The organism is Pectobacterium brasiliense, from assembly GCF_013449685.1.
Lineage (GTDB): Bacteria > Pseudomonadota > Gammaproteobacteria > Enterobacterales > Enterobacteriaceae > Pectobacterium > Pectobacterium brasiliense_A.
The window spans coordinates 123,052-144,340 of sequence record NZ_JACDSF010000028.1 but is presented as its reverse complement, the minus strand read 5'-3'; the positions used below and the strand labels follow the sequence as shown (position 1 = coordinate 144,340).

Below are 21,289 nucleotides of genomic sequence, written 5' to 3'. Positions count from 1 at the left end.
ATTATCCCTCGGCTCCTTTGTGCGAGCTATGCTCGCCCATGTTCATACCCTCACCGTGTTGCATGTTTTCTTCGTGCTTCATGCCTTCACCATGATGTTGCATGTTCATGCCGCTGCCTGTGAATTTGCGAATAAGATTATTAAACAAATCCGGCTGGACACTGGAGAAGTATTCGACAGGATGGAATTCACTTGGTTTAGCTAAAGCGTTGAATTCATCCATAGTATTCAGTGTCTTAGGGGACGACCGAACGTTCGCAACCCACTGTTCGAACTCTTGTTGAGTTGGTGTAGCAATTGCGGTGAACTTCATACCAGAGAAGCCTTTACCACTATAGCCGCCAGAGATACCGTCATATTTACCCGGTTCGTTAGCGATCAGGTGGAGCTTCGTCTGCATTCCGGCCATGGCATAGATCTGTCCACCAAGACGAGGGATGAAGAAGGAGTTCATCACGGAGTCGGATGTAATCTTGAACGCAACAGGTACGTTGGCAGGGAAAGCCAGTTCGTTAACCGTCGCGATACCCAGGTCCGGGTAAACAAACAGCCATTTCCAGTCAAGCGAAACAACTTCGACATTGATAGGTTTGACGTCTGATACCAGTGGCTTATAGGGATCAAGCGAGTGGGTCGTCTTCCAGGTAATCGTCCCAAGAATGACGATAATGATAATTGGTACAGTCCAAACTACTGCTTCTATCTTATTGGAGTGTGACCAGTTCGGGGTATATTTTGCCTTTTCATTGGAAGCACGGAACTTCCAGGCAAAAGCTATCGTCATAACGATAACGGGAATCACAACGATCAACATCAGCCCGATGGCAGTCAGTATTAACGATCTTTGCTCTAACCCGATCTCTCCTTTGGGGTTCATCAGTGCCATATCGCAACCGCTCAGTAGAGCAGTGGCTGCAAATAAAGACAGCATCCCAAAAATTGTATTGTATTTCTTGAGTCTCATCTAGCGACCTCAATAACAAGGGCTCTATTGTCATTTTACGCGAGCGGGCATTTTACGGGAAGGTTACTGCACTGTAAACATGATTAAGGTTATGTCAGCCGTTTGTTGCTGTTTTTTGCCCTTAATGTCACAAAGATAGCCAAAATAAAAATGGTATTGAAAAACAGCAAATTAAGAGGCTACCCCGATAAGAGTATGGATGGATAATAAGAAATTACAACTCACCATAACGCTTATTTTCTATTTCCGATTTAGTGAAAATTTTTGTTCAATCTGCGTTTTTGATGACAAATGAAATTAGTTCTGACGGATTTTTACGAGGAAATAAAATTCCAGCTAGCAAGATAATTATGGGAAAAATAATTAAATAAAGGAAAACTGTAATAGGTTCAGGCAACATGCGGGCGCTGCCTGAACGAATATCGTCAGTGTGTTGACGGTTTTGATGCACGTCTGAGCGACAGGTAATCCAGCAAGCTACCGAAGAAAATGCCCAGCAGAGCGAGTGCGCCGCCTGCGGCGAGCAGGTACTCTGCTACCTCTGGCAGTGAGGACCATTCCAGCGCATTGCTGATCAGCAGCATGAGCCACAATGCCAGCACGATCGCACCCAATCCTAACAAATATAAAGCTTTCTTGTAATAGCTCTGGAAATTTGTTCGTAACTGAAAGGTGTCGGTTTTCTGGGTAAACTCCAACGTCTCACGGCAGATCAGCAGGATGGCCAGGCCCGGTAATGCGGCAAAAATCGAGAACAGGTAGAACCATGCCCAGCCATAGGATTCGACAAACCAGCCTGCGATAGGGCCAACGTAAACCCGTCCGACGGCGGCAAGGGCGGAAAGCAGAGCAAACTGTGTGGCTGAGAACGACTTATTACATAGCGTCATCAATAGTGCGACGAATGCTGCTGTCCCCATACCGCCGCAGAGATTTTCCAGAAAAACAGCGGTAGCCATGGTGAACAGATTTTTGGCGGTTATAGCCAGCAGCCAGTACCCCGCGTTGGATACGGCCTGAAGAATACCAAACAGCATCAGCGCTCTGAACAGGGAGAGCCGCTGCATCAATAATCCGCCGTAAATGGCTCCCACGATGGTGGCGAAGAGTCCAAGCGTCTTATTAACCAGCCCGACATCACCGGCATTGAAACCAACGCCGCGAATCAGGAAGGTTGTCGTCAGGCTGACCGCAAAGGCGTCACCGAGCTTGTATAACACGATAAGCAGAAGAATGAGCCAGGCGTTGTTGCGTGCGAAGAAATCGCGCAGGGGGGCAACAATCGCTTGTTCCATGCTGCGTGGTGCTGGCTGACTATTAAGTGGTTCCGGTGCTAACAGGGTCGCGAACACACCGATCAGCATGAGTCCTGCCATTAACCAATAGGTGGCCTGCCAGCCGAAATAGCGATCGGCCATCCATAACGCCAGTCCACCAGAAACCAGCATCGCCAGACGATAACCTAATACCGAGGTGGCTGCGCCTGTGCCGCGTTCTTCTGGGGGAAGTAAATCCGTCTTATAGGCATCAAAAACAATATCCTGAGAAGCGGAGCAGAATGCGACCAGAACCGCCAGCGCAGCCAGCCACCAGAGATCGCGAGCCGGGTTCATAAACCCCATACCAATAATGGCAGCAATCAGCAGAAGTTGACTGACTATCAGCCAGCCGCGGCGTCGGCCGAGAAACGGTGGGGTGTAGCGATCCATCAGCGGGGACCACAGGAACTTGAATACGTAGGCCTGACCAACCAAAGAGAAGAAACCAATGGTTTTCAGATCGACATTCTCGATGGTCATCCAGGCTTGCAAGGTGCCGGAGGTCAATGCCAGTGGTAAACCGGAAGCGAAGCCAAGCAACAGCATAAAAAGCGAATTACGTTGGCTGAACAAAGCAATGATGCGACTAAACATGAAGAGTCCTTTCCCTTGCTCCGTGAGCGTTCAGGAGCAAGGGAAGCGGCGTACAGAAATTAACGGGCGTTTTCTTTGATAAAGCTACTTACTGTTGTGTCTTGTGCCATGTCGTTGATGACATCGCCTAACACCGTGTTAACGGCATTGGTAATGTTCTCATTATTGGCAGTAAACGCGCCCTGAACGTTATAGGTTGAGCGGTAGTTCTTCACCTGCTTGTTGCCATTTGCTGCCTGAGAAATGATGGAGATATCTGCTTTGGTGGTGATGTTGTAGCGCAGGTTGCCTTCGGAGACATCGGCGTACAGGTGGTTAACCACGATCTGCAAGGCTACCGGGCCGCCAGTACCGATCATGTAACCACGCGCGGTCATTTGTTTCTCCAGCGCTTCTTGCAACAGGAAACGCAGATCGCGAGAAGGCGTCAGCGTAATCAGTTGGCCATCGCGATTCACTTTCGCCAGAGCCTGATCGGCGCGTTGGTCTGCACCATTGATACTAATCGTTACGCCCATCAGCGTCGGGTCCTGGGAAGGCAGGCTGATTTTTGGGGTGATGTTCAGCGTGTTGCTTTTTGCTGCACATCCTGCAAGCAGAATGACGGCCAGAAGAGGGAAAAATAATTTTTTTAACATTCGTATTTTCTCAGTAATGATTAGTGTGGTGAGCTGACAAATATTGTTGATATCATATCATCGCCACAGGCAGGAAAAAGAGCCGATAGCAGGTAAATTGTCCTGAAATTCATCTTTTTCATGCCGTTGACCCAGAAAAACGTTTTTATCACATCAATACCGCCGATGATATCTCCACTCTTCGTGACCCTTTTTTCTTCTTTGTCATGCCGCTCTTAGGCATAACAGATTGAAAAAACGCTAAGGTTATACTGATTCGGACATCGGTGAATGACAGCAATGTCGCGTTGATATCACATTTTCCCCAAGCCGAAAGGGTAGTCGTATGATGCGTGAAACGATAGAAGAAAAGCTGCGTGTGGGTTTTGAACCCGTTCATTTAGAAGTGATTGATGAGAGCTATCGCCACAACGTGCCTGCGGGAGCGGAAAGTCATTTTAAAGTTGTGTTGGTCAGCGATAAATTCACGGGCGAACGTGTGATTGGGCGGCATCGCGCAGTCTATGCCGTACTGGCCGCGGAGCTGGCGGGGTCGGTGCATGCACTCGCGCTACATACGTATACGACAAAAGAGTGGACCAGCTTGCAAAATGCGGTCCCTTCTTCACCGCCTTGCGGTGGCGCTGGCATCCTTTCTTAAGTCATGAATATGGCCCGTTCCTGACATATCGGGACGGGTTACTGACAAAAGTGTGAATCTGTTGCTGTAATAGTCTGCCCGCCGTTCTCGACTCATCCCTTCTATATCGCTATAATGCTGCGTCTATTTTTCCTGAATGTATTCGGGACGCTTCTGACTACAGGGACGGGGTTGGCAATTTCCCGGTTCTGCGAGGTTTATTTAAGCCTGTGCGCCTTGGTGCCAGCGCTGAATCAGCCCTGCTGTCGTGAGAGTTTTCGTCGCGAGAATAGTTTTGGGGTTGACCGATCACTGTGATTTTTTGAGGTAACAAGATGCAAGTTTCAGTTGAAACCACTCAAGGTCTGGGACGTCGCGTAACGATTACCGTTGCTGCTGACATCATTGAGAGTGCGGTGAAGAGCGAGCTGGTCAACGCGGCCAAAAAAGTACGTATTGACGGTTTTCGTAAAGGCAAAGTGCCGATGAATGTTGTTGCTCAGCGTTATGGTGCCTCCGTGCGTCAGGACGTATTGGGTGACCTGATGCAGCGCAACTTTGTTGACGCGATCATCAAAGAAAAAATTAATCCGGTTGGCGCGCCTAACTATATCCCTGGCGAATATGCTGTAGGCGGCGACTTCACTTACTCTGTTGAGTTTGACGTGTACCCGGAAATCGAACTGAAAGGTCTGGATGCGATCGAAGTTGAAAAACCGGTTGTTGAAGTGACTGATGCTGACGTTGATACCATGCTGGACACGCTGCGTAAGCAACAGGCAACCTGGAAAGAAACTGACCGCGCTGCGGCAGCGGAAGATCGTGCAACGATCGATTTCACTGGTTCTATCGACGGTGAAGTCTTTGAAGGCGGAAAAGCGTCCGACTTCGTTCTGGCAATGGGCCAGAACCGCATGATCCCAGGCTTTGAAGATGGCATCGTTGGTCACAAAGCGGGTGAAGAATTCACTATCGACGTGAACTTCCCAGAAGATTACCACGCTGAAAACCTGAAAGGAAAAGCGGCTCAGTTCGCTATCGTTCTGAAGAAAGTTGAAGAGCGTGAGCTGCCTGAACTGACTGAAGAATTCATCAAGCGTTTCGGCGTGGCTGATGGCTCTCAGGAAGGCCTGCGTGCTGAAGTTCGTAAAAATATGGAACGTGAGCTGAAAGGCGCGGTGCGTAACCGTGTGAAAACTCAGGTTCTGGACGGACTGATCAACGCCAACGAAATCGACGTGCCAGTTGCACTGATCGATGGCGAAATCGACGTTCTGCGTCGTCAGGCTGCACAGCGTTTTGGCGGCAACGAGAAGCAAGCGCAGGAATTACCGCGTGAGCTGTTCGAAGAGCAAGCTAAACGCCGTGTTGTTATCGGTCTGTTGCTGGGTGAAGTTATCAGCACCAATGAGCTGAAAGCTGACGAAGCACGCGTTAATGCGCTGATCGAAGAGATGGCTTCTGCTTACGAAGATCCACAGGAAGTTATCGAGTTCTACAGCAAAAACAAAGAGCTGCTGAACAACATGCGTAACGTCGCTCTGGAAGAGCAAGCGGTAGAAACCGTACTTGCTAAAGCGAAAGTCGTTGAGAAATCAGTAAGCTTCAACGAACTGATGAATCAAACAACTACGGCATAAACCTTGTTGAGATCAACATTGTTTATTGCGTAGCGGGGATGCTTCCCTATCAAAGCCCGTGCCTTATGGCGCGGGCTTTTTGCTTGTGGCGTTCGCAATATACTGATGATTATCGTTTAGGTGGTACTTAACGCCGGCGTTTAGCGCCTTCGCCTCCGCTAGTGAATCGACGAGAGAGGGTCGCCTGAAATTGCACTATGATTAACTCATGCAGAGAATTTGTTAGGTCAGGCAATGAGTTAAACCACAACGTTGCCGTGCCGATAACGTATTAAGAATAAAATAATTGGTTCTTTAATAGAGAACGATTGATAGTGTAAGCTTGAAATACAATGCGTGTGCCCCCATTCACTGAAGAGGAAAAGTGGGCACAGCAGGTCATGATTCTCGGCCATATGGGTTGTTCAGCAAGGACGAGGCAGGGTTCCATAGTCATCCCCCCCTATCTCTAGTAGAATTGAACAATGCAATCATTGAACAACGCTAAGAGTGCCAGACGCATTTTATCTAGGAGACGTGAATGTCATACAGTGGCGAACAAGAAAGACAAGCACCTCATATGGCGTTAGTGCCGATGGTGGTTGAACAGACCTCGCGTGGGGAACGTTCTTACGATATCTATTCCCGTCTGCTAAAAGAACGGATAATCTTCTTGACTGGCCAGGTCGAAGATCACATGGCGAACTTGGTCGTGGCACAGATGCTGTTTCTGGAAGCCGAAAACCCAGAAAAAGACATTTATCTGTACATTAATTCCCCAGGTGGCGTCATTACTGCCGGTATGTCCATTTATGACACCATGCAGTTTATCAAGCCAGATGTCAGCACGATCTGTATGGGACAGGCCTGTTCTATGGGCGCTTTCCTGTTGACGGCGGGAGCCAAAGGTAAACGTATTTGCCTGCCTAACTCGCGCGTCATGATTCACCAGCCATTGGGCGGTTTCCAAGGGCAGGCAACGGATATTGAAATCCATGCCAAAGAAATACTGAAAGTAAAAGCCAAGATGAATGAGCTGATGGCGAAACATACGGGTCAGCCTCTTGAAGCGATAGAGAGAGACACCGAGCGCGATCGTTTCCTCTCTGCCAGTGAGGCAGTAGACTACGGTTTGGTAGACTCCGTATTCACTAACCGTGGGTAATAATTCGCCATATTAGCGGTCTGGTGTAGCTAAAAATCAGTGTTCGACCGATAGTCTGTTGTGCGAGGTTATTTTACGCGTATTGGCTATAAGTATCGGCGTTCGTTGTAGCGGTATCGCTGTGGTTGGCCTGCGGGCAAAAGACGAAAAAGAGGTTTAACTCATGACAGATAAGCGCAAAGACGGTTCAGGAAAGTTACTGTACTGCTCTTTTTGCGGCAAAAGCCAGCATGAAGTGCGTAAGCTGATTGCCGGGCCGTCGGTGTATATCTGCGATGAATGTGTTGACTTGTGTAACGACATTATTCGCGAAGAAATTAAGGAAGTGGCGCCCCACCGTGAGCGCAGTGCGTTGCCGACGCCACACGAAATTCGCCGCCACCTTGACGATTACGTTATCGGACAAGAGCAGGCCAAGAAGGTATTGGCCGTTGCGGTATATAACCACTATAAACGCTTGCGTAATGGTGACAGCAGCAACGGGATCGAACTGGGTAAAAGTAACATCCTGCTGATCGGCCCTACGGGGAGCGGTAAGACGCTGCTGGCAGAAACGCTGGCGCGCTTCCTGGATGTCCCGTTCACGATGGCGGATGCCACTACGTTGACCGAAGCGGGTTACGTCGGTGAAGACGTCGAGAACATCATTCAGAAGCTGTTGCAGAAGTGCGATTACGATGTGCAGAAAGCGCAGCGTGGCATTGTCTACATCGATGAAATCGACAAGATTTCTCGTAAGTCAGACAACCCGTCGATCACTCGTGACGTATCTGGTGAAGGCGTGCAGCAGGCGTTGCTGAAGCTGATCGAGGGCACGATTGCTGCGGTTCCACCGCAGGGCGGGCGTAAGCATCCGCAGCAGGAGTTCTTGCAGGTTGATACCTCTAAGATCCTATTTATCTGCGGCGGCGCGTTTGCGGGTCTGGACAAAGTGATCGATCAACGTACCGATACAGGTCGCGGTATCGGCTTTAATGCAACGGTGAAAGGATCGGCTGACAAAGCAACAGAAGGCGAGCTGTTAAGCAATGTTGAACCGGGTGACTTGATTAAATTCGGTTTGATTCCTGAGTTTATCGGCCGTCTGCCAGTGGTGGCTACGCTGCGAGAACTGAGCGAAGAAGCACTGATTCAGATTCTGCGTGAGCCGAAGAATGCGCTGACCAAGCAGTATCAGGCGTTGTTCAATCTCGAAGGCGTTGATCTGGAATTCCGCGATGAAGCGCTGACGGCGATTGCCAAGAAAGCGATGGTGCGTAAAACCGGTGCGCGTGGTTTGCGTTCTATCGTTGAAGCAGCTCTGCTGGATACCATGTATGACCTGCCATCGCTGGAAAGTGTGGATAAAGTCGTCATTGATGAATCCGTGATTGCGGGCCAATCTGAGCCATTGCTGATCTATGGCAAGCCTGAGACACAGCAGGCGTCCGGCGAATAATTAATCAATTTGGCTGTATCAAAAAATAAAAATGGGGGATTTTATCCCCCATTTGTTTTTTACACGCATGCTGGTCGTTGAATGTGAGATATTTATCCCCATATACTCAAATACCTATTTGATGAAACCCGTGAAAACCGCGTTTCACGAGATTCCCATAACCTGGCGGAAACGAAACTAAGAGAGAGCTCTATGAACCCTGAGCGTTCCGAACGCATAGAAATCCCCGTATTGCCCTTGCGCGATGTGGTGGTTTATCCGCACATGGTCATTCCGTTGTTTGTTGGTCGGGAGAAATCGATTCGGTGCCTTGAAGCCGCAATGGATCATGATAAGAAGATCATGCTGGTGGCACAGAAAGAAGCCTCAACGGATGAGCCAAGTATTAACGATCTTTTCTCAGTAGGGACGGTAGCCTCAATTCTTCAAATGCTGAAACTGCCGGACGGCACGGTAAAAGTGCTGGTCGAAGGGTTACAGCGTGCGCGTATTACGACACTTTCTGACAGCGGTGAGCATTTCGCTGCACACGCAGAATATCTTGATTCCCCAGCGATTGATGAGCGCGAGCAGGAAGTGCTCATGCGCACGGCGATCAATCAGTTTGAGGGATACATCAAGCTGAACAAGAAGATCCCGCCGGAAGTGCTGACATCTCTGAACAGCATTGATGATGCTGCGCGTTTAGCCGACACCATTGCTGCACATATGCCGCTGAAACTGGCTGATAAGCAGTCTGTACTTGAAATGTTCGATATCACTGAACGTTTGGAGTACCTGATGGCGATGATGGAATCCGAAATCGACCTGTTGCAGGTAGAAAAACGGATTCGTGGCCGCGTTAAGAAGCAAATGGAAAAAAGCCAGCGTGAGTACTATCTGAATGAGCAAATGAAAGCTATTCAGAAAGAGCTGGGTGAGATGGATGACGCACCGGATGAACTTGAAGCGTTAAAACGCAAGATTGAAGCGGCGAAAATGCCGAAAGACGCGCGTGAGAAAACCGAAGCAGAATTACAAAAGCTGAAAATGATGTCACCGATGTCAGCGGAAGCGACAGTGGTGCGCAGCTATATCGACTGGATGGTGCAGGTACCGTGGAATGCACGCAGCAAAGTGAAGAAAGACTTGCTGAAAGCGCAGGAAATGCTGGATACCGATCATTATGGTCTGGATCGCGTAAAAGAACGCATCCTCGAATACCTCGCAGTACAGAGCCGGGTCAGCAAGATCAGAGGGCCGATTCTCTGTCTGGTAGGGCCTCCTGGCGTGGGTAAAACCTCGCTCGGTCAGTCTATCGCCAAAGCGACCGGACGCCAGTATGTGCGTATGGCGCTGGGTGGCGTGCGTGACGAAGCAGAAATCCGCGGTCACCGCCGTACCTATATCGGTTCCATGCCGGGCAAACTGATCCAGAAAATGGCAAAAGTTGGTGTGAAAAACCCGCTATTCCTGCTGGATGAGATCGACAAGATGTCTTCTGACATGCGTGGCGATCCGGCTTCTGCCTTGCTGGAAGTGCTCGATCCTGAGCAAAACGTGGCGTTTAACGATCACTATCTGGAGGTCGACTACGATCTGTCCGATGTGATGTTTGTTGCGACGTCTAACTCCATGAACATCCCGGCACCGCTGCTTGACCGTATGGAAGTTATTCGTCTTTCCGGCTATACCGAAGACGAAAAACTGAATATCGCCAAACAGCATCTGCTGCCGAAACAGATCGAACGTAATGCGCTGAAAAATGGCGAGCTGTCGGTAGAAGACAGCGCGATTGTTGGCATTATCCGTTATTACACGCGTGAAGCTGGCGTACGTAGTCTGGAGCGTGAAATCTCCAAGCTGTGCCGTAAAGCAGTAAAAACACTGTTGATGGATAAATCCACTAAGCATATCCAGATTTCGGGCGATAACCTTAAGGATTTCCTTGGGGTACAGCGCTTTGACTATGGTCGTGCGGACGATGAAAATCGCGTAGGGCAGGTGACCGGACTGGCCTGGACGGAAGTGGGCGGCGACCTGCTGACGATTGAAACGGCCTGCGTACCGGGCAAAGGTAAGCTGACTTATACCGGTTCACTGGGTGAGGTCATGCAGGAGTCGATTCAGGCTGCGCTTACCGTGGTTCGTGCCAGAGCGGAAAAATTAGGCATCAATGCTGATTTTTACGAGAAGCGTGATATCCACGTTCACGTTCCAGAAGGTGCGACGCCGAAAGACGGTCCAAGTGCGGGTATCGCGATGTGTACCGCGCTGGTTTCTTGTTTGACCGGTAACCCAGTGCGTGCCGATGTGGCGATGACGGGGGAGATTACCCTGCGTGGCTTGGTATTGCCGATTGGTGGTCTGAAAGAGAAACTGCTGGCTGCACACCGTGGTGGTATCAAGACGGTATTGATTCCTGATGACAACAAGCGCGATCTGGAGGATATCCCACAGAACGTGATTGCCGATCTGAACATCCATCCGGTGAAACGTATTGAGGAAGTGTTAGCGTTAGCGTTGCAGAATGCGCCTTCTGGTATGCAAGTGGTCTCGACGCCTAAAGCCAAGACCAAAGCCAAGGTAAAATAGTGACCTGTCGCAAAAACCCTTGAGAAAATCAGGGCTGGTGAGTGAAATCGTGCTTGCCAGCTTTTTTTTGTACCGCTAAGTTAGAGCACTGTTAGTTTTAGCCGTCACTGGCTAAGCATGGCAGCATTAATAATAAGTTGCGTATCGCGTCTTGGGACATTGAAGCGCGATAAGAGAATTCCAGAGGGGATGACAGAGTGAACAAGTCACAATTGATCGACAAAATTGCCGCAGATGCTGATATTTCCAAAGCGGCAGCAGGGCGTGTGTTAGATGCAATTATTAGTTCCGTTACCGAATCCCTGAAAGAAGGGGATGATGTTGCTTTGGTCGGTTTTGGTACTTTCTCAGTGCGTGAGCGTGCTGCTCGTACTGGCCGTAACCCGCAAACGGGTAAGGAAATCAGCATCCCTGCGGCGAAAGTACCAGGATTCCGTGCTGGTAAAACGCTGAAAGACGCCGTTAACTGATTATTACGTCACAGGTTTGGCGTATAACCACTTTGGTCGCCAAACAATACCTGACGCAATGGTATTGGTAGGGTAAGATACGGGGCGCATCATTTTATGATGTGCCTTTTATTTATTAGGACTATACATACCCGGCACATGGCAGACGTGGCGGGCAATAAGCTTAAGTGCGCCCTAGCCTTGTATTGGGCTATAGCAATCGCAAGGATGCATGGCTCCGGCCAGCGCAGGGAGTTTTATCCATTCTACAGCGGAGTGTTGTCACATTATGATGGACAATTTACGTACGGCCGCGAATAACGTCGTGCTCAAAATTATTCTTGCTTTGATCATCGCATCATTCGTTCTAACTGGCGTTGGTGATTATCTTATTGGTGGTTCAGGAGATTACGCTGCAAAGGTGAACGGGCAAGAAATTACCCGCGCACAGCTTGAGCAGGCAGTACAGAACGAACGCAGTCGTCAGCAGGAAACCTTGGGGGAGAATTTCTCTCTTCTGGCGAGTAATGACGGCTACATGCAGCAATTGCGTAGACAGGCACTCTCCCAACTCATTGATGAAACCTTGCTGGATCAGTATGCCAACAAGCTGGGGTTGAACATCAGTGATGAGCAAATCAAACAGGCGATCTTTGATGTTCCTGCGTTTCAGACCGACAACCGTTTTGATAATGAAAAGTATCTGGATCAGGTTCGTCGTCTTGGCGTAACGCCGGATATGTATGCGCAGATGCTGCGTAAACAACTGACTTCACAGCAACTGATTCGTGGCTTTGGCAATACCGCATTCCTGCTGCCGCAGGAGATCGATAATCTGGTGAAACTGGCTGCACAAGATCGTGTTGTCCGTGTTGCAACCATTGATATTGCTGCCAAGGCGAAAGCGCAGACGGTTGCTGACGATGAGATCCAGAGTTATTACGATCAAAACAAAGGGAATTTCATCGCACCAGAAGAATTCAAAGTCAGCTATATCACGCTGGATGCGGCAAGCATCATGGACGGCGTGAAAGTAGACGATGCTGCCATCAACGATTTCTACGAACAGAACAAGAGCGACTATTCCCAACCTGAGCGCAAGAAATTCAGCGTGATTCAGGTGAAGAATGAGGCCGATGCAGCGTCTATTCTGGATGCGCTGAAGCAAGGTGGTGATTTCGCTACGCTGGCGAAAGAAAAATCGACGGACGTTATCTCGCGCCGCAACGGTGGCGATCTGGGATGGATGGACGAAAACAGCATGATTGATGAGCTGAAGCAGGCAAAACTGACAGAGAAAGGTCAGGTTTCCGAAGCGATTAAATCCTCTGTTGGCTATCTGATTGTCCGTCTGGATGAGGTTCAGCCGCAGCAGGTCAAACCGTTGAGCGAAGTGCGTGCCGAGATCGCTGAGAAAGTGAAGCACGAAAAAGCGCAGGATGGTTACTATGCGCTGCAACAAAAAGTCAGCGAAGCGGCCAGCAATGACAACGAGTCTCTGGCTTCAGCAGAAGAAGCGGCTGGTGTGAAAGCCACGCAGACCGACTGGTTTACGCGTGAGAAAGTTCCCGCTGCGCTGAACTTCCAACCGGTAACGCAGGCTATCTTTAGCGGTGCGCTGCTGGGCGAGAATGGTGCTGCGGGCAACAACTCCGATGTGATTAATGTCGACGGCGATCGTGCTTTCGTTCTGCGTATCACTGAGCACAAGCCTGAAAGTACTCGCCCTCTGGATCAGGTTCGTACCGAGATCGTAGAGACGCTGAAACGTCAGAAGGCTGAACAGCAGACACGTGTAGACGCTGAAAAAATTCTGGCTGAACTGAAGCAAGGTAAAGATGATGCGCTTAAAGCGGCGGGCCTGAGCTTTGGTGAGGCAAAAACGATGTCTTCTATCTCTCAGGGTGATGCAACGGCCGAAGCAGTCTTTGCTATGCCACATCCAGAGAAAGATAAGCCATCTTATGCGATCACTCAGGATCAAGCTGGCAATGTCGTGCTGGTCGCGCTGGATAGCGTGACGCCACATCAGCTAAACGATGAGCAGAAAACACAGTTTGCTAGCCAGGTTCAGCAAGGTTCTCTGGGCGCACTGTTTGATTCCCTGCTGTCCAGCTTACGTAGTCAAGCGAAAATCAAGATGGGCAATGCGGCGCAAGAACAGCAATAAGCTCCGCAAAAATTTGCAAATCGTTGCAACAACAAAAGGCCGCTTTCGCGGCCTTTTCCACATTTAAATTCTGCTGTTTGCGGTGTTGATGGGTCTGCGGCAAGGTAGCTGTGCTGTCACACACAAGGAGGAAACAGCATGAAAAAATCAGGAATAAAAGCACTGTGCTTAATTATTGGGATGAGCTTGTCTGGGTTGCCATTACTGAGTCAGGCGGCACCTAAAGCCGTCGACAGTACGGCAACCGCGGTGAAGTCTACGCCAGCAGATCAGAAAGTGGAAAAAGCAACGCTGCCTGATGGTGATGAAGATAAGGTAAGCATTAATGCAGCAAACGCCGCCGATTTGGCGGAAATAATGAACGGTGTCGGTCTGAAAAAAGCGGAAGCGATAGTGACCTATCGTGAGCAAAATGGTCCTTTTACCCAGATCGATCAATTAACTGAGGTCCCAGGAATTGGGGCGGCGTTGGTTGAGCGTAATCTCTCTCGTTTAAAACTGTGATGTCAGTCGCAGCCCAGTAGAGCATTTCCTCTGGGCTGCGAACCTCTGCTAGGCTAATTATCAGGTCATACCAGTTGTTGATGTTGTCACAGGAGTATTACCGCTATGCAGGTTTTCATTACCGTTCGTGGTTATCATATTGATGTTTATCAGCACGTTAATAACGCGCGTTATCTGGAGTTTCTGGAAGAGGCACGTTGGCAATGGCTGGAAACGTTGCCTGCTTTTGGCTGGATGCATAGCAACAATGTCGCTTTTGTCGTGGTGAACATCAATATCAACTATCGCAAGCCTGCCGTTCTCGGTGACGTGCTGCGTATTGATAGCGAGCTACTACAGATGAATACGAAAAGCGGCGTGATCAGCCAGAAGATAACCCGAGTGTCTGATGAAAGCGACGTGGCCGATGCCACGCTGACGTTTGTCTGCATTGATTTATTGACACAAAAATCACTGCCGTTGGAGGGAGAACTGCTGGAACACCTAAACGAGATTCGCCGTTAACATGAAGCAGCAGGCCACTACCTGTACGGTGTGGCCTGTTCTTTTTACATGGCGTGATGGTTCTGCGTGTAGGGCTCTGCGTAGCGACGTGAAGTCTCAGCGTAACCCCGCTTTCTGCTTCAGCGATGCCATGATAGCCACGGAGTCGTTTTGATATTGCGCAAGCCCGTTTGCTCGCAAATGGCAGGCGGCACATTGACCACATCCATCACCCTTGATGCCGTTATAGCAGGTTAGCGTGTGGTAACGGACGGTATCGAGTTGCTGGTAATGATCCGCCAGCGCCCAGGTTTCCGCCTTATTAAGCCACATCAGCGGGGTTTCAAAACGGATATCGCGGGCAATACCTAAAACAATCGCCTGGTTCAGTGCCTTGACGAATTCGTCGCGGCAATCAGGGTAACCGGAAAAATCGGTCTCACATACGCCAGTAATGACGGCCTCGGCACCAACCTGATAGGCGTAGATGGCGGCGAGCGTTAGGAAAAGAATATTTCTTCCCGGAACGAAGGTATTGGGGATGCCTTGCGCATTGGCATCGTAATCGGGGACTGGAATACTGTCACGCGTCAGGCTGCTGGTAGCGAGTTCATTCAGCAAGCCGACGTCGAGAACCTTATGCGCGGTTGCCCCCAGTTTCTGGCTGAGTTCCCGAGCGACATCAATTTCCGCGCGGTGGCGTTGTCCATAATCGAAGGTGATGCAGTGGACGTCATCATAATCTTGCAGAGCCTGAATCAGGCAGGTTGTGGAATCTTGTCCACCGCTAAAAACGACAACAGCACGCTTCATTCTTCATTCACCTTAACGCGACGTTAACCGCAATACGTCATTAATGCACTGCGGTGTAAAGTCACTATTTTACCTGAAAAGCTATGTTATCTGAAAAAACACGCTATCTGAAAAACACGTTATTTGAAAAAACCAGTTACCTGAAAAATAGCTTGGCTGTCGTTACGTCAGGCTGGATTCAGGGGAAAGGTGAGATATCTTCGGATTGTTCAGCACATTGAGATAAGAGCTAATGTCACCAATATTTTTTTCTACCCAACTGCTGTTGTAGTAGGTGTCCAGATAGCGTTCGCCGCTGTCGCAGAGCAGCGTCACAATCGCACCTTTTTGGCCTCGGTTCACCATCTCTTTGGCCAGTTGCAGCATTCCCCAGACGTTGGTGCCGGTGGAAGCGCCTGCTTTGCGGCCTAACACGCTTTCCAGCCAGTACAGCGTTGCGATGCTGGCGGCATCCGGCACTTTGATCATGCTATCAATGACGTCAGGAATAAAAGACGGTTCGGCACGCGGACGGCCAATACCTTCGATCCGACTGCCACATGGGCCAGTAATGGAGCGATCCCGCTGTTGGTAACAGTCGTAGAAGACGGAGTTTTCTGGATCGACGACGACCAGTTGTGTATCCAGCCCCTGATAGCGAATGTAGCGACCGAGCGTGGCTGACGTACCGCCCGTTCCTGCGCTCATCACAATGTAATCCGGTACGGTATGCGGTTCACGTGCCATTTGGCGGTAAATGCTGTCGGCAATATTGTTGTTGCCGCGCCAGTCAGTAGCGCGTTCTGCGTAGGTGAACTGATCCATATAATGGCCGTTCATCTCTTGCGCGAGCTGCTCAGATGCCGCATAGATTTGTCCTGCCTGTTCGACAAAATGGCAGCGCCCGCCATAGAAAGCGATTTGCTCGATTTTTCTTTTTGCGGTGCAGGAAGGCATGACGGCGATAAATGGCAGGCCAAGCAAACGTGCAAAATAGGCTTCTGACACGGCGGTGCTGCCGGATGATGCTTCAATAATCGGCGTGCCTTCTTTAATCCAACCGTTGCACAGCCCGTAGAGAAATAAGGAACGAGCCAGACGATGCTTCAGACTGCCGCTGGGATGTGTGCTTTCATCCTTGAGGTAAAAATAGATACCGGGATAATCCGGCAGGGTCAGACGGATAAGATGCGTATCAGCCGAACGCTGAAAATCTGCTTCGATAGCGCTGATGGCATTTTTAACCCAGGCATTGGTCATGATGAAAACTCGGTTAGGCAGTGATGCGAATAGAGTAACGAGTTTTCAGGATAAAAAAATTACCTTTTTATCTCCTTTCGGCTAATTTAAGGGAATAACTTACCCTTTTATTCTTTATGTGTGGATTTTTTTTCTATTGAGGTGAATGGCGAATTGCTATCTTTAAAATTATGATAACAACGGGGGCTTACGCAACGAAGGTCGGTAATGTCATTGCTGTGTTGATGTTGCCAATAATGCTATCACCATGATTCTGGGCGGGAAGAACATTACTTTTCTCTCTTAATGGGGGAGAGTAGGGGGAGCTTTCTATCGGCGGCGCTATTTTTAGGTAAAACTACATTAGGTAAAACCATATTAGGTATAACTATGTTGGATAAAATTGATCGCACATTGCTGAATATGCTGCAACAGGATTGCACGCTTTCGCTACAGACGCTGGCTGATGCGGTGAATCTGACATCCACGCCGTGCTGGAAACGTCTAAAGCGTCTGGAGGAGGAAGGGATCATCCGGGCTCGGGTGGCACTGCTGGATAATGAGCGTCTGGGGCTAGGGCTGACGGCGTTTGTTTTATTGAAGACGCAGCAGCATAACCGAGACTGGTATCAGACTTTCACCCGCGTGGTGTCCGATATGCCGGAGGTGCTGGCTTTCTATCGCATGGCTGGCGAATACGATTACCTGATGCAGGTTCAGGTCGCTGATATGAAAAGCTATGATGATTTCTATAAACGGCTGGTGAATGGAATTCCCGGGCTGGTCGATGTAACATCTAGCTTTGCTATGGAACGAATCAAACATACCACGGCACTGCCCTTATCCCTGTGATTCATCATCCATCCGTCTTTTGTATAATCGCTTGTCTGAGTCTGTCATGACCCGTCTGGCTATTGGAATGAAAACCGCGTGAGACTTTTTGCTCAACTGAGTTGGTATTTTCGCCGTGAATGGCGGCGTTATCTGGGTGCTGTGGCGCTATTGATTGCGATTGCTATTCTCCAATTGCTGCCCCCTAAACTGGTCGGCGTGATTGTCGATGGTGTAACGCAGCACGGCATGTCGATGGCCGAAATGATGAAGTGGATTGGCGTGATGCTGTTGACTGCCATCATGGTCTATCTGCTGCGCTACGTGTGGCGCGTGTTTCTGTTTGGGGCGTCATACCAGTTGGCGGTTGAACTACGAGAGGATTTTTATCGCCAACTGAGCCGTCAGCATCCGGCATTTTACCAGCGCCACCGTACCGGCGATCTGATGGCGCGCGCGACTAACGATGTCGATCGCGTGGTCTTTGCCGCCGGAGAAGGCGTGCTGACGCTGGTCGATTCAATGGTGATGGGCTGTGCCGTATTGGTTGTCATGTGTACTCAAATCAGTTGGGAGCTGACCCTGTTGGCGCTGCTTCCGATGCCGGTCATGGCGATTTTCATCAAACGCTATGGCACCCAACTGCATAACCGTTTTAAATCCGCACAGGCCGCGTTTTCTTCGCTTAACGATCAGGCGCAGGAAGGTTTGACCAGCATTCGGATGATTAAAGCCTTCGGGTTGGAAAACTATCAGTCCGCGCGTTTTGCACAGGTTGCGGCGGACGCCGGTGCCAAAAATATGCATGTTGCCCGCGTTGATGCCCGCTTCGATCCCACCATTTATATTGCCGTCGGGCTGTCGAATTTGCTGGCGATTGGCGGCGGCAGTTGGATGGTGATTAACGGTTCGCTGACGTTAGGTTTGTTGACCAGCTTTGTCATGTATCTGGGATTGATGATCTGGCCGATGCTGGCGCTGGCCTGGATGTTTAATATTGTTGAGCGTGGTAGCGCGGCATATAGCCGTATTCGTCAACTGCTTGCGGAAGAGCTCGTGGTGAAAGACGGTGAGGAATCATTGCCTGCCGAGCGAGGCGTGCTGGAAGTGAATATCTCCGCGTTTCGCTACCCGGATAATACCCGTGATGCTTTACAACATATTCAGTTTACGCTGGCACCGGGCAATATGCTGGGGTTGTGTGGGCCGACAGGCTCGGGGAAAAGTACGCTGCTGGCATTGATATTGCGTCATTTCGATACCCAATCGGGAGAAATTCGTTATCACGATCGTCCATTGAGCGCCATTCGGTTGGATGAACTGCGCAGCCGTTTTGCCGTTGTGGGGCAAATGCCTTTTTTGTTTTCCGATACCGTGGCGCAAAACATCGCACTGGGTCGGCCTGATGCTACCCAACAAGAGATTGAACAGGCGGCGCGGCTTGCGAGCGTTCATGACGACATTCTGCGTTTACCTCAGGGTTACCAGACGGAGGTCGGAGAGCGCGGCGTGATGTTATCGGGCGGTCAAAAACAGCGGATCGCGATTGCCCGAGCGCTGTTGCTGGATGCTGAAATTTTGGTGCTGGACGATGCGCTGTCTGCGGTTGATGGGCGAACGGAACACCAGATTTTGCAGAATCTCAAAACATGGGGCGAAAAGCGGACGCTGATCATCAGCGCACATCGCTTGTCAGCTCTAACCGAAGCGAATGAAATCGTTGTGTTACAGCAAGGACAAACGGTGCAGCGTGGCACACACCGGATGCTCGCGGCACAACCCGGCTGGTATCGGGATATGCATCGTTATCAACAGCTGGAGGCGGCGCTGGATGATGTGCCGCAGTTGGAAGGAACGAAAAATGAATAGCCCTCAACAGTTTTGGCCAACCCTGAAACGTCTGCTGGCCTATGGTTCCCCCTGGCGAAAACCGCTGATGTCAGGTGTCGTGATGTTGTGGGTTGCTGCCGCCGCAGAAGTTTCCGGCCCTATATTGGTGAGCTATTTTATTGACGATTTGGTAGCAAAAGGCCAGTTCCCGCTGGCGATTGCGGCGGGCCTGGCAATGGCCTATATCCTGCTGCAAATCCTGGCGGCTTCGCTGCATTATTTCCAGACGCTGCTGTTTAACCGCGTTGCGGTCGGTGTCGTCCAGCAACTGCGCATTGATGTGATGGATGCGGCGTTGCGCCAGCCGTTGAGCACATTTGATACACAACCCGTCGGGCAACTGATTTCACGCGTCACCAATGACACCGAAGTGGTTAAAGATCTGTACGTCATGGTGGTGTCAACGGTATTACGCAGTGCGACGTTGGTGGGTGCGATGCTGGTGGCGATGTTCAGCCTGAACTGGCAGATGGCACTGGTTGCACTGATGATTTTCCCTGCGGTAGCGACGGTTATGGTGCTGTACCATCGCTTTAGTACGCCGATTGTGCGCAAGGTGCGGAGCTATCTGGCTGACATCAATGATGGCTTCAACGAAGTGATTAATGGCATGGGCGTGATTCAGCAGTTTCGCCAGCAGGCCCGCTTTGGCAAGAAACTGGGGGCTGCCAGCCATGAGCACTATGAAGCGCGGATGAAGTCTCTGCGTCTGGAAGGTTTCCTGCTGAGGCCGTTGCTGAGCCTGTTTGCCGCGATGGTGCTGTGTGGCTTGTTAATCCAATTCGGTTTCAGCTCAATAGGATCGGTTGGCGTCGGAGTCTTGTACGCGTTTATCAACTATTTGGGCCGTCTGAATGAACCGCTGATTGAACTGACAACTCAACAAACGATGTTACAGCAGGCGGTTGTTGCTGGTGAGCGTATCTTTGAACTGATGGATGGCAAAAAGCAACGCTACGGCGATGATGAGCGTCCTCTGGCGACGGGGCGCGTCGATATTGACGATGTTTCTTTCTCGTATGGCACAGAAAAACGCGTGCTACAGAATATTTCTCTGACGATACCAGAGCGCGGATTCGTCGCGCTGGTCGGGCATACCGGCAGTGGGAAAAGTACGCTAGCCAGTTTGCTTATGGGGTATTACGCGCCGGATGAGGGTGAGATTCGACTCGATGGCCGTCCGCTGTCGACGCTCTCTCATGCGGTGTTGCGCCAAAATGTGGCAATGGTGCAACAGGATCCGGTTGTGCTGGCGGAATCCATGTTTGTGAATGTGACGCTGGGGCGTGATATCAGCGAAGAGGCCGTCTGGCGCGTGCTGGAAGTAGTGCAGCTTGCTGAACTGGTTCGGGCTTTTCCTGAAGGATTGCATACGCGCATTGGCGAGCAGGGGAATAACCTGTCTACCGGACAAAAGCAGCTGTTGGCGATTGCGCGGGTACTGGTGCAAACGCCTAAAATCCTTATTCTCGATGAAGCGACGGCGAATATTGATTCAGGTACGGAGCAGGCGGTGCAAAAGGCGCTACGTATTATCAGGGAGCAGACAACCCTGATTATTATCGCCCATCGGCTTTCCACTATCGTTGAGGCCGACACGATTATGGTGCTCCATCATGGGCAAACCGTTGAGCGGGGAACGCATGAGCAACTGCTGCAACAGCAGGGGCGCTATTATCAAATGTATCAATTGCAGCTCGCCGGAGAGGATCTTGCAGCCACCAGCACTGAGGCTTGTCCTGCGCACTGAGACTGATCTGGGATAGTATCTCGTTCTGCACCGCGTTGTGTGGTGCAGACTGACAGTCTAGTCGTGGCTTCGCACCATCAATAGGCATCGTGATTCTGGTTTTCCCCTGCGCTGCACTGAAAATACTCTTCGCGCACTAAATTAGTGCAATTCTTGCCCGATTCTTCCTGCATTTCTTTCCCCCCGGGTTTTCTTTTTGCCCTTTCTTATCGTTAATAGCGTTCTCTTTCCTGATTTGTGCCAGATAAATC

The 21,289-nt window shown here is 50.2% G+C and carries 17 protein-coding genes; 12 read left to right on the top strand and 5 right to left on the bottom strand.

Going from position 1 to position 21,289, the window contains the following annotated elements:
• Position 1: 1 nt before the first annotated feature.
• From cyoA to H0248_RS12575, 3 genes are all read right to left on the bottom strand, one after another.
• On the bottom strand, positions 2–964 hold the full coding sequence (cyoA, locus tag H0248_RS12585) for a cytochrome o ubiquinol oxidase subunit II (RefSeq protein ID WP_180786181.1): 963 nt from the start codon (positions 962–964) through the stop codon (positions 2–4).
• 425 nt (positions 965–1,389) lie between these two features.
• Complete coding sequence (gene ampG, locus H0248_RS12580; protein WP_180786180.1) at positions 1,390–2,877, bottom strand: muropeptide MFS transporter AmpG; 1,488 nt, start codon at positions 2,875–2,877, stop codon at positions 1,390–1,392.
• A gap of 59 nt (positions 2,878–2,936) precedes the next feature.
• A complete protein-coding gene (locus H0248_RS12575; RefSeq protein WP_039274486.1) occupies positions 2,937–3,515 on the bottom strand; it encodes a lipoprotein in 579 nt (192 codons plus the stop codon).
• Positions 3,516–3,840: 325 nt separating this feature from the next.
• On the opposite strand from H0248_RS12575, the gene bolA reads away from it, so the two are divergent.
• The 9 genes from bolA to H0248_RS12530 all read left to right on the top strand — a co-directional run bounded on the left by bolA (position 3,841) and on the right by H0248_RS12530 (position 14,557).
• Positions 3,841–4,155, top strand: coding sequence for a transcriptional regulator BolA (gene bolA / locus H0248_RS12570; RefSeq protein ID WP_039274489.1), 315 nt, complete (start codon positions 3,841–3,843; stop codon positions 4,153–4,155).
• Between the two features lie 314 nt (positions 4,156–4,469).
• Positions 4,470–5,774: a trigger factor gene (tig, locus tag H0248_RS12565; protein ID WP_010304174.1), complete on the top strand. Its 1,305-nt coding sequence runs from the start codon at positions 4,470–4,472 to the stop codon at positions 5,772–5,774.
• A 520-nt stretch (positions 5,775–6,294) separates the two neighbouring features.
• A complete protein-coding gene (gene clpP, locus H0248_RS12560; RefSeq protein ID WP_010282141.1) occupies positions 6,295–6,918 on the top strand; it encodes an ATP-dependent Clp endopeptidase proteolytic subunit ClpP in 624 nt (207 codons plus the stop codon).
• A gap of 163 nt (positions 6,919–7,081) precedes the next feature.
• Entirely contained in the window at positions 7,082–8,356 is a 1,275-nt protein-coding gene (gene clpX, locus H0248_RS12555) for an ATP-dependent protease ATP-binding subunit ClpX (protein WP_180786179.1), read from the top strand.
• Between the two features lie 192 nt (positions 8,357–8,548).
• Positions 8,549–10,930, top strand: coding sequence for an endopeptidase La (gene lon / locus H0248_RS12550; RefSeq protein ID WP_180786178.1), 2,382 nt, complete (start codon positions 8,549–8,551; stop codon positions 10,928–10,930).
• 197 nt (positions 10,931–11,127) lie between these two features.
• Positions 11,128–11,400, top strand: a complete 273-nt coding sequence (gene hupB / locus H0248_RS12545; RefSeq protein WP_132452462.1) for a nucleoid-associated protein HU-beta — start codon at positions 11,128–11,130, stop codon at positions 11,398–11,400.
• 268 nt (positions 11,401–11,668) lie between these two features.
• A complete protein-coding gene (gene ppiD, locus H0248_RS12540; RefSeq protein WP_180786177.1) occupies positions 11,669–13,549 on the top strand; it encodes a peptidylprolyl isomerase in 1,881 nt (626 codons plus the stop codon).
• Positions 13,550–13,687: 138 nt separating this feature from the next.
• Complete coding sequence (locus H0248_RS12535; protein WP_180786176.1) at positions 13,688–14,053, top strand: helix-hairpin-helix domain-containing protein; 366 nt, start codon at positions 13,688–13,690, stop codon at positions 14,051–14,053.
• Positions 14,054–14,158: 105 nt separating this feature from the next.
• Positions 14,159–14,557, top strand: coding sequence for an acyl-CoA thioesterase (locus tag H0248_RS12530; RefSeq protein ID WP_180786175.1), 399 nt, complete (start codon positions 14,159–14,161; stop codon positions 14,555–14,557).
• 96 nt (positions 14,558–14,653) lie between these two features.
• On the opposite strand, the gene queC is transcribed toward H0248_RS12530, so the two are convergent.
• Positions 14,654–15,349 carry a 7-cyano-7-deazaguanine synthase QueC gene (gene queC, locus H0248_RS12525; RefSeq protein ID WP_010282163.1) on the bottom strand — a complete coding sequence of 232 codons (696 nt, stop codon included), beginning with the start codon at positions 15,347–15,349 and terminating at the stop codon, positions 14,654–14,656.
• Positions 15,350–15,511: 162 nt separating this feature from the next.
• Entirely contained in the window at positions 15,512–16,588 is a 1,077-nt protein-coding gene (locus H0248_RS12520; protein WP_180786174.1) for a PLP-dependent cysteine synthase family protein, read from the bottom strand.
• A gap of 369 nt (positions 16,589–16,957) precedes the next feature.
• On the opposite strand from H0248_RS12520, the gene H0248_RS12515 reads away from it, so the two are divergent.
• The 3 genes from H0248_RS12515 (at position 16,958) to H0248_RS12505 (ending at position 21,038) form a co-directional block, all read left to right on the top strand.
• Positions 16,958–17,419 carry an Lrp/AsnC family transcriptional regulator gene (locus H0248_RS12515; RefSeq protein WP_005976040.1) on the top strand — a complete coding sequence of 154 codons (462 nt, stop codon included), beginning with the start codon at positions 16,958–16,960 and terminating at the stop codon, positions 17,417–17,419.
• A 78-nt stretch (positions 17,420–17,497) separates the two neighbouring features.
• Entirely contained in the window at positions 17,498–19,267 is a 1,770-nt protein-coding gene (locus H0248_RS12510; RefSeq protein ID WP_180786173.1) for a SmdA family multidrug ABC transporter permease/ATP-binding protein, read from the top strand.
• Positions 19,260–21,038: a SmdB family multidrug efflux ABC transporter permease/ATP-binding protein gene (locus H0248_RS12505; protein WP_180786172.1), complete on the top strand. Its 1,779-nt coding sequence runs from the start codon at positions 19,260–19,262 to the stop codon at positions 21,036–21,038. The genes H0248_RS12510 and H0248_RS12505 overlap by 8 nt, the downstream gene beginning before the upstream one ends.
• The last annotated feature ends 251 nt before the right edge of the window (positions 21,039–21,289 follow it).

Coding starts and splice junctions, on each gene's coding strand:
- cyoA (WP_180786181.1), bottom strand. CDS start 964: ATGAGACTCAAGAAATACAATACAATTTTTGGGATGCTGTCTTTATTT.
- ampG (WP_180786180.1), bottom strand. CDS start 2,877: ATGTTTAGTCGCATCATTGCTTTGTTCAGCCAACGTAATTCGCTTTTT.
- H0248_RS12575 (WP_039274486.1), bottom strand. CDS start 3,515: ATGTTAAAAAAATTATTTTTCCCTCTTCTGGCCGTCATTCTGCTTGCA.
- bolA (WP_039274489.1), top strand. CDS start 3,841: ATGATGCGTGAAACGATAGAAGAAAAGCTGCGTGTGGGTTTTGAACCC.
- tig (WP_010304174.1), top strand. CDS start 4,470: ATGCAAGTTTCAGTTGAAACCACTCAAGGTCTGGGACGTCGCGTAACG.
- clpP (WP_010282141.1), top strand. CDS start 6,295: ATGTCATACAGTGGCGAACAAGAAAGACAAGCACCTCATATGGCGTTA.
- clpX (WP_180786179.1), top strand. CDS start 7,082: ATGACAGATAAGCGCAAAGACGGTTCAGGAAAGTTACTGTACTGCTCT.
- lon (WP_180786178.1), top strand. CDS start 8,549: ATGAACCCTGAGCGTTCCGAACGCATAGAAATCCCCGTATTGCCCTTG.
- ppiD (WP_180786177.1), top strand. CDS start 11,669: ATGATGGACAATTTACGTACGGCCGCGAATAACGTCGTGCTCAAAATT.
- H0248_RS12535 (WP_180786176.1), top strand. CDS start 13,688: ATGAAAAAATCAGGAATAAAAGCACTGTGCTTAATTATTGGGATGAGC.
- H0248_RS12530 (WP_180786175.1), top strand. CDS start 14,159: ATGCAGGTTTTCATTACCGTTCGTGGTTATCATATTGATGTTTATCAG.
- queC (WP_010282163.1), bottom strand. CDS start 15,349: ATGAAGCGTGCTGTTGTCGTTTTTAGCGGTGGACAAGATTCCACAACC.
- H0248_RS12520 (WP_180786174.1), bottom strand. CDS start 16,588: ATGACCAATGCCTGGGTTAAAAATGCCATCAGCGCTATCGAAGCAGAT.
- H0248_RS12515 (WP_005976040.1), top strand. CDS start 16,958: ATGTTGGATAAAATTGATCGCACATTGCTGAATATGCTGCAACAGGAT.
- H0248_RS12505 (WP_180786172.1), top strand. CDS start 19,260: ATGAATAGCCCTCAACAGTTTTGGCCAACCCTGAAACGTCTGCTGGCC.